The organism is Terrabacter sp. Root181 (assembly GCF_001428505.1).
GTDB lineage: Bacteria > Actinomycetota > Actinomycetes > Actinomycetales > Dermatophilaceae > Terrabacter.
Window position 1 is genome coordinate 202,500 of sequence record NZ_LMHU01000010.1, and the last position, 11,606, is coordinate 214,105.

At 73.7% G+C, this 11,606-nt stretch carries 11 protein-coding genes; 5 read left to right on the top strand and 6 right to left on the bottom strand.

Going from position 1 to position 11,606, the window contains the following annotated elements; translation table 11 throughout:
- Positions 1 to 19: 19 nt before the first annotated feature.
- Positions 20 to 2,359 carry a heavy metal translocating P-type ATPase gene (locus ASD90_RS20925; RefSeq protein ID WP_056760788.1) on the bottom strand — a complete coding sequence of 780 codons (2,340 nt, stop codon included), beginning with the start codon at positions 2,357 to 2,359 and terminating at the stop codon, positions 20 to 22.
- 141 nt (positions 2,360 to 2,500) lie between these two features.
- Complete coding sequence (locus ASD90_RS20930; protein ID WP_056760791.1) at positions 2,501 to 3,322, bottom strand: PIG-L deacetylase family protein; 822 nt, start codon at positions 3,320 to 3,322, stop codon at positions 2,501 to 2,503.
- A gap of 35 nt (positions 3,323 to 3,357) precedes the next feature.
- On the opposite strand from ASD90_RS20930, the gene ASD90_RS20935 reads away from it, so the two are divergent.
- The 5 genes from ASD90_RS20935 (at position 3,358) to ASD90_RS24065 (ending at position 6,952) form a co-directional block, all read left to right on the top strand.
- Positions 3,358 to 4,482: a glycosyltransferase family 4 protein gene (locus tag ASD90_RS20935; protein WP_056760794.1), complete on the top strand. Its 1,125-nt coding sequence runs from the start codon at positions 3,358 to 3,360 to the stop codon at positions 4,480 to 4,482.
- Entirely contained in the window at positions 4,479 to 5,189 is a 711-nt protein-coding gene (locus ASD90_RS20940; protein WP_056760797.1) for an NUDIX hydrolase, read from the top strand. The genes ASD90_RS20935 and ASD90_RS20940 overlap by 4 nt, the downstream gene beginning before the upstream one ends.
- Positions 5,190 to 5,239: 50 nt before the next feature.
- Positions 5,240 to 5,593 (top strand): hypothetical protein, encoded by a 354-nt coding sequence (locus ASD90_RS20945; RefSeq protein ID WP_056760800.1) that lies wholly within the window; start codon positions 5,240 to 5,242, stop codon positions 5,591 to 5,593.
- 30 nt (positions 5,594 to 5,623) lie between these two features.
- A complete protein-coding gene (locus tag ASD90_RS20950; protein WP_056760803.1) occupies positions 5,624 to 5,833 on the top strand; it encodes a hypothetical protein in 210 nt (69 codons plus the stop codon).
- 540 nt (positions 5,834 to 6,373) lie between these two features.
- Positions 6,374 to 6,952 (top strand): hypothetical protein, encoded by a 579-nt coding sequence (locus tag ASD90_RS24065; protein WP_056760808.1) that lies wholly within the window; start codon positions 6,374 to 6,376, stop codon positions 6,950 to 6,952.
- Positions 6,953 to 7,059: 107 nt separating this feature from the next.
- Here ASD90_RS24065 and ASD90_RS20965 read toward each other — a convergent pair whose 3' ends face one another.
- From ASD90_RS20965 to ASD90_RS20980, 4 genes are read right to left on the bottom strand one after another with little or no spacing between them, the layout of a single operon-like run.
- A complete protein-coding gene (locus tag ASD90_RS20965; RefSeq protein WP_056760811.1) occupies positions 7,060 to 8,628 on the bottom strand; it encodes an amidohydrolase in 1,569 nt (522 codons plus the stop codon).
- Positions 8,625 to 9,608 carry a quinone oxidoreductase gene (locus ASD90_RS20970; protein ID WP_056761155.1) on the bottom strand — a complete coding sequence of 328 codons (984 nt, stop codon included), beginning with the start codon at positions 9,606 to 9,608 and terminating at the stop codon, positions 8,625 to 8,627. Before ASD90_RS20970 ends, ASD90_RS20965 begins: the two co-directional genes overlap by 4 nt.
- Positions 9,609 to 9,618: 10 nt before the next feature.
- Entirely contained in the window at positions 9,619 to 11,073 is a 1,455-nt protein-coding gene (locus tag ASD90_RS20975) for a wax ester/triacylglycerol synthase family O-acyltransferase (protein WP_157623244.1), read from the bottom strand.
- Positions 11,074 to 11,562, bottom strand: a complete 489-nt coding sequence (locus ASD90_RS20980) for a GNAT family N-acetyltransferase (protein ID WP_056761158.1) — start codon at positions 11,560 to 11,562, stop codon at positions 11,074 to 11,076.
- Between the last annotated feature and the right edge of the window lie 44 nt (positions 11,563 to 11,606).

The following is an 11,606-nucleotide window of genomic DNA, read 5'->3' on the forward strand; positions in this document are numbered from 1 at the left end:
CCACCGTGCTCGCGAGGCATCAGCGCGGCGCACGGTGCCGACCGCCGCGGCGGGCAGGAGCGGTCGTGACCGGACCCGCGGGGACGAGCGCGAAGGCACCCTCCTCCTCCTGGCTGTTGTGCAGGCGGCACACGGCATAGAGGCCGTAGAGCAGCCGGCGCAGCTCGGTGACGTCCTCAGGTGCGACGGCCCCGGGCTCGAGCTCGTCGAGCAGGCGCCGCAGCCGCGAGACCTGGTGCTCGATCTCGGCGTGCGTCCGACGCATGGTCGTCGTCGCCGGCCCGCCGAGCGCCCGGGCCACGAGTGGCATGAGCTCCGCCTCGTCGGCGCGCTCGTGCGGGATCAGCTCGACCTCCAGGCGGTCGAGGAGCGCGCGCGCCGGGCGGAGGTCGCAGTCACGCGTGTGCAGCCCGTCGGCGACGGCGCGGACCTGCTCGACGGCCGCGATCGCGGCGTCGTGCCCGACGCGCAGACGGCGGGCCGTCGCCACGTCCTCGGCCGACATCGGCACGGTGTGCAGGCGGCTCGGGAGCAGCGCGCGCAGGGCGATGCCGATCGCGAGCACGTCGATGCCCTCCTGGAGCACGGCACCCGCTGCCGGCGGAAGGAGGCCGGCCGCGGCCGCGACCATCGCCACGAGCGAGAGACCCATCCCGACGACCACCGCCTCCATCGCGATCCGGTGGGACCGCCGGGCGATGAGGATCGCGTCGGCGACGGCGTCGACCCGGTCCACCGTCAGCACGACGTCGGCGGCCTCGGACGACGCGGTGGCGCCACGGGCGGCGAGGGCGACGCCCACTCCGGCTGCGGCCAGGGCGGGTGCGTCGTTGACGCCGTCGCCGACCATGACGGTCCGCGCCGCTGCCGACTCGTCGCGGATGGCGGCCAGCTTGTCGGCAGGGTCGCGGTCGGCGAGGACGGCGTCGACTCCGACGATCCGGCCGACGGTCTCGGCGATGTCGGCGCGGTCGCCGGTGAGCAGGACGGTCCGGCGGATCCCCACCTCGCGAAGGGCCGACACCATGCGCGGTGCGTCCGCGCGCACCGGGTCCTCGAGCAGGAAGGCGCCGGCCGGAGTGCCGTCGACGGCGACGAAGACCGTGAGGCACCCGTCGAGGGCGGCCCGGCGGCGCACCTGCCGCAGCCACGCCGGGTCGCTGTCGCCGACGATCCACCGAGCCTTGCCGAGCCGGACCCGTGTCCCACCGACGACGCCCTCGAGGCCGTAGCCGTGCACCTCCTGGACGTCCGTGGGGAGCACGAGGTCGAGCCCGCGGCCGCGGGCGGCCCCGACGAGGGCGCTCGCGAGCGGGTGGGGGGAGACCTGGTCGAGGGAGGCCGCGAGGCGCAGGACCTCCGGGGCGGGCGGGGCGCCGGGGGCGACGACGACGGATGCCAGCTCCGGCCGGCCGTGGGTGAGCGTGCCCGTCTTGTCGAAGAGCACGACCTCGCCGGCCGCGAGGGCCTCCAGCGCCGCGCCACCCTTGACGACGACGCCGATGCGCGATGCACGGGACAGGCCCGACATGATCGCCACCGGGGCGGCGAGCAGGAGCGGGCACGGGGTCGCGACGACGAGGACGGCGACGGCGCGCAGCGGGGAGCCGGAGACGGCCCAAGCGGCCCCGGCGAGCGCCAGCGTCAGCGGGACGAAGAGGACGGCGAAACGGTCGGCCGTGCGCACGAAGGGGGCCGACGTCGCCTGCGCCTGCTCGACGAGCCGGACGACGTTGGCGTAGGTCGAGTCCGAGGCCGACGACGTGGCCACGACGTCGACCGGAGGACCGACGGCGACCACCCCGCTGCGGACGTCGTCGCCGTTCGGGCGCTCGACAGGCATCGGCTCGCCCGTCAGGGCCGACTCGTCGAACGTGCCACTCGAGAGCAGTCGAGCGTCGACCGGCACGACCTCGCCCGTGCCGACGACGAGCACGTCACCCGGGACGACCTCCTCCACCGGTATGCCGTCCACGCGGTCGCCGGTGCGCCGCCGGGCTGTCCGCGGCGTCCGCTCGACGAGCAGGCGCAGCTCCCGGTCCGCGCGCGCCGCAGCACGGGCCTCGAGCAGGCGACCGCTCGCGAGCATGAGGGTGACCATGGCGCCCGCGAACTCCTCACCCACCCAGAGCGCGCCCGCCAGCGCCAGGACGGCGATGACGTCGACCGTGGGGCGTCGCTCGGCGACCGAGCGCACCGTCCAGACCAGGGAGAGTGCGAGCCCGAGCACGGTGGCGGCGACCCACAGGGCCCGTGCCACCTCGTCGGACCCGACCACGGCGGCGATCCCACCGCCGGCCAGCAGCATGGCCGACGTGACGAAGAAGACCGCAGGTGAGCGGCCGCGCCACCAGGTCACCCCTCCATGATCCGCCGCTCGTGAGGGCGCGGAACGCGTTGGGGACGGGCGTCACACCCTCGAGAGGCCACGTGTCGCCGCCTCCCACCGTCGAGAGGCCACGTCGCGCCGCCTCCCACCGTCGAGAGGCCACGTGTCGCGTCAGTCGAGCCCGTCGAAGACGTCGCGACGGATGGGGTCCCCCGGTCGGGCCGACCGGTCGACGAACCACTCCCGGCCGAAGACGAGGTCGTAGAGCGGGCGGGGGATCCGCAGGAAGGCCGCCAGGGTGCGGTCGGCGCCGCCGTCGGCGCTGGCCTGCGAGGCATGGGCGCGCATCGAGGCGCGCTTGGCGGCGATGTGGCGGCGGACGCTGATGCGGTGGGTGATCTCGCTGCGGGCCGAGAACGCGCGGTCGAAGCTCGAGCGGTCGAACTCGGGCGGGAAGCGGTACACCTTGGCGGCCAGGTCGATGGCCCGGCAGATGGTGTCCCGCGGGACCGTCGCCTCGAGCACCTTCGGCGTGCCCGCGAGCTCTGCGGCACGGCTGCCGACGAGATGGACCTGCTTGTGGTCAGGGTGCCCGTAGCCGCCGTTGGGCTCGTAGTGGAGGAGCACGTCGACGTGCTCCTCGCGCAGGATCGCGGCGAGTCGCCGGGCGGCCTCCTCGACGTCGGCGCGGACGAAGCGCGTCGTTCCGGGCGGGTCGGGGGCCACCTCGGGACCGAGGCCGCTGTCGGCGTAGCCGAGGTGCTCGACGCGGGCGACGCCGAGGGCCTTTGCGCTCGCCCGGAGCTCGTCCATGCGGGTCGCTGCGAGGGCTCCGTCGCCCGTGAACTCCGTGGCGGCGAGACCGAGCTCACCGTCCGTCGCGACGACGACGACGACCCGGTGGCCTTCGGCGGCGGCGCGCGCCATCGTCCCCGAGGTCAGCAGGGCCTCGTCGTCGGGGTGCGCGTGGAAGGCCAGGAGGGTGTGCGGCACAGTCACCCATCTTGGCCCATGGCACAGTGTCTTCCGTGAAGGTGGCGCTCCTCTCCGACTGTTACCTGCCCCGACTGGGCGGGATCGAGGTCCAGACGCACGACCTCGCGCAGCACCTGCAGGCGGCCGGCCACGAGGTCGAGGTGTTCACCGCCACCCGAGGCGCCAACGGTGAGATGCACGGTGCGGTCACGGTCGTCGACGGCGTGCCCGTGCACCGGATGGCGGCCCGGATGCCGTGGGAGCTGCCGATCAACCCGTTCGCCCCGGCCGAGCTGCGTCGACGGCTGACCGCCGGTGGCTTCGAGGTCGCCCACGTGCAGACCGGTGTCGTCTCGCCGTTCGCGTGGGACGCCACGCGGGTCACGGTGGGCCTCGGTCTGCCGACCGCCATGACGTGGCACTGCATGCTCGCCGGGATGGCGCCGGTGTTCGACGCGGCCCGCTTCGTCCGGCGCTGGGCGTCGCGGGGCGTCGCGATGTCGGCCGTCTCCGACGTCGCCGCCGAACCGCTGCGTCGGCTCGTCGGGCCGGACGCATCCGTGGGCGTCCTGCCCAACGGCATCGACGTCGCGCGCTGGGCCGTCGGTCCTCTCGTGCGCGAGCCCGGGCGGCTGCGACTCGTGACCGCCATGCGGCTCGCGGCCCGCAAGAGGCCGGCTGCTCTCGTCGGGCTCGTCGCCGAGGCCGAGCGCAGGGCCGGGCCGGGGTCGGTCTCGCTGACGGTGCTGGGCGAGGGGCCCGACCGGCGCAAGGTGGAGACCCTCGTGCGCGAGCACGGCCTCGACTGGGTGTCCCTCCCGGGACGCGTGTCGCGCGACGAGCTGCGCGAGCGGTATGCCGTCGCCGACGTCTACCTGTCACCTGCCCGCCTCGAGTCGTTCGGGATCGCAGCCCTCGAGGCCCGGACCGTTGGGCTCCCGGTCATCGGCCGGTCTGGCTCCGGCGTCGGGGAGTTCGTCACCGATGGTGTGAACGGCCTTGTCGTGTCGAGCGACTCGGAGATGACCGACGCGATTGCACGCCTTGCCGCGGACCCCGGGGAGGTCGCCCGGCTCCGCCGGTTCAACGTCGAGCACCCGCCCGACCAGGAGTGGTCGCGTGTCGCGGCGCTCACCGTGGCGGAGTACGAACGGGCCGTCGGGCTGGTTCGGCGATGAGGACGAACGTGCCCGGTGGGCTCCGTGTCGTCGCCGTCCGGCCGGACGGCTCCCGTGTGGCCGAGTCGCGGCTGGGGCACGGCGAGCACCCGGACGTCGTCCTCGGCGCCGCGGGCTGGCTCGTCGAGACGCCGGTCTTCGCGACCGTGGTGGCCGACGGGGCGCTCGAGCTCGGCTACCGCGTGCGCGAGCTGGACGGCATACGCCCTCGGGCCGAGGCGGTGCGTCGCGACGCCGGCGTCGGCGACGACGAGGTGGGCGACCCCTTCCAGCGGGTCGCTGCCTACGCGGTGGTGACGAGCGAGCGCGGGGTGCTCCTGACGCAGTTCAACGCCCGGACCCACGTGCCGGGGGACTGGGGGCTCCCCGGCGGCGGCCTCGACGACGGCGAGTCGCCCGTCGACGGCGTCCATCGCGAGGTGTGGGAGGAGACGGGCCAGCGCATCGAGCTCGGCGAGCTGCTCACGGTCCAGTCGCAGCACTGGGTGGGGCGTGCCCCGTCCGGAGGGCTCGAGGACTTCCATGCGGTCCGGATCGTCTATGCCGCAACGTGTCCCGAGCCCGGGGCGGTCGTCATCCACGACGTCGGCGGCACGACGTCCGACGCGCGCTGGGTGCCGTTCGACCGGATCGGCGACTACCCGCTGACGTCGTCATGGCGGCGCCTGGCCGCCCTCCAGGAGCTCGCGGTCCCGCCCGGGTCGTGAGGGGGAGGGGCCGGGTCGCGTGAAGTACGACGCTCCGTAGGATGTCGGCCATGGACCTCGTCTACAACCTCCTCGTCGCCCTCCACCTGCTCGGCATGGCCGCGGTCGTAGGAGGCTGGATCGCCGTCCGCAGCGGCCGCACCGTCATCGCGCCGATCGTCTGGGGCGCCCGGGCACAGCTCGTCACGGGTCTCGCCCTCGTCGGCATCGCGTCGGCGATCAAGGACGACGACCACACGGTCGACAACACGAAGATCGCGGTCAAGCTCGTCATCGCGCTCGTCGTCCTCGTCGCCGCAGAGATCGGTGCCGCGCGCGGTCGCAAGGGGCAGGACACCGGCAACCTGCTCGACATCGCCGGTGGTGCCGCGGTGGTCAACGTGCTCGTCGCCGTCCTCTGGTGAACGTCTTCGACCGGGCCCGGAGACGCTGAGATGCGCTGGAACGCAGGCGTTCTCGCCGGTCTGCTGATCGGTCTTGTCTGGGTCGTCGTCGGGCTTGCGCTCGTCGTGGCCGGTCGGCGTCGGGGCCGGATGTCGCGCGCCGACGGCGCCGGCAACATGGCGGTGATCGGTGTCTTCCTGCTCGTCGTCGGCGGGCTCACGTGGTTCGCCACGCTCCTGCTCGCCGTCGTCCCCGGCTGATCGAGCGGTCGGCCGCCGACGCCGACGCCGACGCCGCCGACCGACGACCGACGACCGACGACCGTTGGTCGTGCCTGACCGCACCAGCCGCGTGTCGTGCCGGCGTGTCGCGGGTATCGGAGTCCAATGGTGGTCGGTCGGCTGTGGATGACGACGGCGCAGGCGGCTCGGCGTCGGCCACTCTGCCCAGATGGAGATCCTCACGGCGATGGACCGTCTCGGGGGAGTGGCCAGCCACGGTCAGCTCAAGGCCGCTGCAGGACGGCAAGCCCTCGACCAAGCACTCCGCACCGGTCTGATCCGTCGGGTGTCCCGGGGACGCTACCTGCTCCCGAGCGCGGTGGACGGCGCCTGGGCGGAGGCGCATCGGCTCACCGCCGTCGTAGGGCTTCGGAGCGCTGCGGCCTCCTATGGTTGGTCGATCAAGACGTCGCCGGACCGTCCCGAGCTCGTCGTGCCCCGAGGCCGCAACGTCAGCCCCGATGACCAGGCTCGCGCTCGGATCCGATGGCAGCGACTCTCGCCTGCCGAGGTCGACCAGTGCGCACGACCCCGCTCCGCACGGTGACGGACTGTGCCACGACGCTGCCCTTCGACGAGGCCCTCGCCGTCGCGGACTCGGCCCTGAGGTCGCGGCTGGTGACCCAGGCTGACCTGATGCGGGCCGCTGACGCTTTACCCGGCCGCGGCCGCGATGCGGCGCTGGACGTGGCGTGGTTCGCGAGCGACCGTCCGGCCAACGCGTTCGAGTCGGTCATCCGGGCCATCTCGCTCGAGGTCCCGGGGCTGCGTCTCGCACCGCAGGTGCGCCTGCGCGTCGGGGGTCGTCGGATCCGCCCTGACCTCGTCGACCGCGAGCTGCGCCTCGTCGTCGAGGGCGACAGCCACGAGTTCCACACGAGCCAACGGGCCATCGACGCGGACTGCTGGCGCTACGACGAGCTGGTCCTCGACGACTGGCTCGTCATCCGGGTCTCGTGGGTGCAGGCGATGTTCCAGCAGGAGTGGGTCGCGTCCGTCCTGCGCCGCGCGGCCTCTCGGCAGGACCTGAGGTCGGGCGGCGACCTGGTGCGCCGCCGAGGTGCCCTCCGCCGACCGACGACCGTTGGTCGTGCCTGACCGCGCCAGCCGCGTGTCGTGCCGGCGTGTCGCGGGGTGTCGGAGACCAACGGTCGTCGGTCGGCCCCCTGGTGGCCCTCGGAAGGAGCCGGGCGTATGCCGTGTCGTCAGGAGCGCTGGTAGGCGATCTCGCCGCCGACCCAGGTCTGGAGCACCACGGTGTCGCGGATGTCGGACGGTGACGACTCCTCGAGCGCCCACAGGTCGCGGTCGACCGCGACGAGGTCGGCGAGCTGGCCGGGCACGAGGCGCCCCACGTCGGTGCGTCCGACCGACTCGTGCGCGGCGACCGTGAAGGCGTGCACGGCCTCGGTGAGCGTGACCCGCTCCTCCGGGCGCCAACCGCCCAGCGGCTGGCCGTCGGCCCGCTGCCGCGTGACCGCGGCGTGGAGGCCGTAGAAGGGGTTCGGGTCCTCGACCGGCGCGTCCGAGCCGAACGCCACGCGCACGCCGGCGTCGAGGAAGGTGCGCCACGCGTACGACGCGAGCCGGCGCGGGCCGATGATCTCGTCGGCGAGGTCGAGATCGGCCGTGCAGTGGGTCGGCTGCATCGAGGCGACGACGTCGAGGGCCCGGAAGCGGGGGACGTCGACCGGCAGCACGTGCTGGGCGTGCTCGATGCGCAGCAGCGTGTCGAGGCCGTCCGCGCGGACGGCCTCGAACGTGCCGAGGACGAGCCGGTTGGCCTCGTCGCCGATGGCGTGGGTCACGACGTCGAGGCCGTTGCGGGCCGCCAGCATGGTGCGCTCGAGGAGCACGTCGTAGGGCATCGCTGCGATGCCGCAGCCCTCGTGTCCGATGAACGGCTCGGTCATGTGGGCCGTGTGCGAGCCGAGGGCGCCGTCGCTGAAGAACTTGACCGGGCCGACACGGAAGACGTCGTCACCCTGTCCCGAGCGGCGTCCCTCCGAGATCGCGAGTTCGAGGTCGGGGTCGCGCGTGCACTTCGTGACGCGCAGCCGGAGCGCTCCGTCAGCGTGCAGCTCGGCGTAGGCCGCGCGAGCGTCCTCGCCGTCGATGTCGGTGATGCTCGTGAGGCCGACGGAGAGCAGCCAGTCCTGGCAGCGCTCGAGCCACGGCCGCAGCGGTGACTCCTCGCGCGGGATGACGTCGAGCAGCCGCTGGGCCGACTCGCGGAGGATGCCCGTCGGCTCGCCCGAGGCGTCGCGCACGATCTCGCCGCCGACCGGGTCGGGAGTGTCGCGGGTGATCCCGGCCTGTTGCAGCGCAAGGGAGTTGGCCCAGATGGTGTGGCCGTCGACGCTCGACAGTGCGGCCACCCGGTCGCCCGAGACGGTGTCGAGGGCATGCCGGTCGGGCTGCTCGGGGACGGCCCAGCGGTTGTGGTTCCAGCGACCGCTGTGCAGCAGCTCGCCATCGGGGAGCCCCTCGGCGTGCGCACGCACCAGCTCGAGCGTCTCCTCGAGCGACCGCGCCTCGCGCAGGTCGACGGAGGACAGGTCGCGCGAGAGCCACTCGGTGTGGATGTGGGCGTCGTGCAGTCCCGGCATGACGAGGGCGCCCGGCAGGTCGACGGTCTCGGCCCCGGACGCCGTCCCGACGGCCTCGGCACCCATCGCCACGACGCGGCCGTCCTCGACGAGCAGCGCCTCGGTCCAAGGGTTCTCACTGGCGCCGGTCCAGATGCGGTCGTGCCGGAAGAGCGTGCGGCTCATGCGCCGGGCACCAGGATGAGCTTGCCCGTCGTGCGGCGGCCCTCGAGCGCGTCGTAGGCCGTGGCCGCCTCGGTCAGCGGGTAGCGTCCGCCGATTGCGATCGCGAGCGACCCGTCCGCCACGGCCCCGAGCACCTCGCCGGCGCGCCACTCGTACTCCGCGCGCTCGGCGACGTAGTGCGCGAGCGTCGGCCGCGTGAGGAAGAGTGACCCGCTGCTGTTGAGTCGCTGGATGTCGAAGGGGGGCACCTGGCCGCTCGCGCCGCCGAAGAGGACCATCATGCCGCGCGGCCGCAGCGAGGCGAGGGACGCGTCGAACGTCGACCTCCCGACGCCGTCATAGGCGACGTCGACGCCGCGTCCGGCGGCGTCCCGGACCGCCCCCGCCAGGTCGTCGACGGTCGAGTAGTTGACGAGGTGCTGGGCACCGAGCGCCCTGGCGATCTCGAGCTTCTCGTCGGACCCGGCCGTCGCGACGACGGTCCCGCCGCGGGCCGTCACCATCTGCACGAGGAGCTGCCCCACCCCGCCCGCCGCGGCGTGCACGAGGGCGATGTCACCGGGGCCCACGGCATACGTGCTCGTGACGAGGTAGTGGGCCGTGAGGCCTTGGAGCATGGCGGCGGCCGCGACCTCGAGGTCGACGCCGTCGGGGACGGGGACGACGAGGTGCGCAGGCTTGTTGACGAGCGTGGACTCGCTGCCGCTCGACTGGCACCACGCGACCCGGTCACCGACGGAGACGTCGGTGACGCCCGCGCCGACGGCGGTGACGGTGCCGGCGCCCTCCTCCCCGAGGACGAACGGCGTCGTCACGGGGTAGACGCCCTGGCGCTTGTAGACGTCGATGAAGTTGACGCCGGCGGCGGCCACCTCGACCTGGACCTCGCCCTCGGCGGGGTCGGGGAGGTCGTGGTCGCGGACCTGCAGGACGCTGCGGTCGCCGGGCTCGGAGACGAAGACGCTGGTCGCTCGGTTCATGCTCGCCACCCTACGACCGTGGTCGTCTCCGTCTCGGGGCGGTCGGCCCACCGGACCCGGCATCACCGATGCGCACGAGGAGCGCCACCTCGTCCTCGAGCGCCGCGAGCAGCGACTCGGGGTCGGGGACGACGGACTCGTCGGCCATGATGCCGATCCGCACGGCGTCGTCGTAGGTGACGATGCAGAAGCCGAGCGTGTGCCGGCCGGAGCCGGGCACCCAGCCGAGCACGCCGGTGACCGCGACTCCGGCGAGGTAGCGGACGTCCCGCGGGCCGGCGACGTTGGTCGTCACGCCGATCGCCTTGTCCGCGAAGAAGTCCACGACCCGGCGCTCCACCGCCGCGGGGACACGGCCGATGACGGAGATGAGGGCGAAGGTGAGGGCTGCCTCGGGCGACGCCTTGAGCCAGTCCATCCGCGCCTTCGACAGCGCGAGGCGCCCGAGGGGCGTCGCGTCGCGGCTCGGGAAGCGCAGGAACACGAGGGCGAAGCGGTTGCCGAGCTCTCGGGGCAGCGGCTGGTCGAGGGGGCGGACGTTGACCGGGACCATGGTCACGAGGTCGACGGGCTCGCGGCCCCGCTCGTCCTGGTAGTCGTGCAGAGCGCCGGCCACGGCACTCAGGAGCACGTCGTTGAGCGTCGCCCCGACGAGCCGTCCCGCCTGCTTGAGCCCCGGGAGCGGCAGCGGTTCGGTCCACACGAGACGCTTGCGGTGGCCGGGGACGCCTCCGACGGCACTGGTCGGGTTCGTGGTCAGCAGGAGGTCGGAGACGACCTGGCCGGTGCGCAGCGTGAGTCCTGCGGCCTCCGTCAGCGCGGCTCGGGCGCCCTTGGAGCGCAGGCGATCCCATCCCGCGCGCGTGGCATTCCCAGCCAGTCGGAGGCCCGAGGCGACGGCGTCGGACGAGGCGGCCGTCGCGAGGGGCGAGGTCGCGAGGTCGGTGGTGGCCTGGGGCCCGACGAGGTCACCGGGGAGCCCGTCGGCGTCCTCGGTCAGTCCGAGCAGCACCCGGGTCAGGGCGATGCCGTCGGCGAGGGCGTGGTGGATGCGGAAGACGAGGGCGGCACCGGACCCGTGGCCGTCGACGAGGTGGACCTCCCAGAGCGGCCGCGAGCGGTCGAAGGGGCGCGGCAGGTGGTCCTCGACGTAGGCCTGCAGCTCGGCGTCCGCGGCAGCGGTGGTCGCCGCCCCCGAGAGTGTCGCCCGGCGCACGTGGCGTTCGAGGTCGAAGTCCGGGTCGTCCTCCCACCGGTGCCCCGTGAGGCCCCGAGGGAGTCGCGCACGCTGGCTGAAGACGGGGTAGGGCTCGATGATCCGCTCCCGGACCACGTCGAGCACGCGGTCCCAGTCCGGCACCGACTCGAGCAGGACGACCGACACGATGACCATGAGGTTGGTCGGGCGGTCCATGTTGAGCCAGAGGACGTCGGCCGGACCCATCCGCCGCGGAGGGCGCGTCACCTACGGGCCCGCCAGTCGCGAGAGCGCGTCGCCGTCGAGGCGGAAGGTCGTCCAGTCGTCGAGGGAGCGGGCGCCGTGGGCGCGGTAGAAGTCGATCGAGGGTGTGTTCCAGTCGAGCACCGACCACTCGAGCCGGGTCCAGCCGCGCTCGACGCACGTCGCGGCGAGCCGGGCCAGCAACGCCTTGCCGAGGCCGTGGCCGCGCTGCTCGGGGTCGACGAAGAGGTCCTCGAGCCAGATGCCGGCCCGGCCGGTCCACGTCGAGAAGCTCCGGAACCAGATCGCCATGGCGACGACCGCGCCCTCCCGCACCCCCACGAGGGCGTATGCCGTGGGGTCGCCCCGGTCGGGGAAGAGCGCCTCGCGGAACTGCTCGGGCGTCGCCGTCGCCGACTCCGGCTCCTTCTCGTAGGCGGCGAGCCCCCGGACGAGGCGGATGAGGTCGGGGACGTCGGCAGCCGACGCCTCACGGATCTGGAAGTCGCTCACGCCGCCATCCTCTCCCGGCGCGCGGGGCTGTGCGTCGTGGTCGG

Excerpts from the sequence above, each read along its gene's own strand:
- ASD90_RS20945 (WP_056760800.1), top strand. The coding sequence starts at position 5,240 with ATGGACCTCGTCTACAACCTCCTCGTCGCCCTCCACCTGCTCGGCATG.
- ASD90_RS20940 (WP_056760797.1), top strand. The coding sequence starts at position 4,479 with ATGAGGACGAACGTGCCCGGTGGGCTCCGTGTCGTCGCCGTCCGGCCG.
- ASD90_RS20970 (WP_056761155.1), bottom strand. The coding sequence starts at position 9,608 with ATGAACCGAGCGACCAGCGTCTTCGTCTCCGAGCCCGGCGACCGCAGC.
- ASD90_RS20965 (WP_056760811.1), bottom strand. The coding sequence starts at position 8,628 with ATGAGCCGCACGCTCTTCCGGCACGACCGCATCTGGACCGGCGCCAGT.
- ASD90_RS20950 (WP_056760803.1), top strand. The coding sequence starts at position 5,624 with ATGCGCTGGAACGCAGGCGTTCTCGCCGGTCTGCTGATCGGTCTTGTC.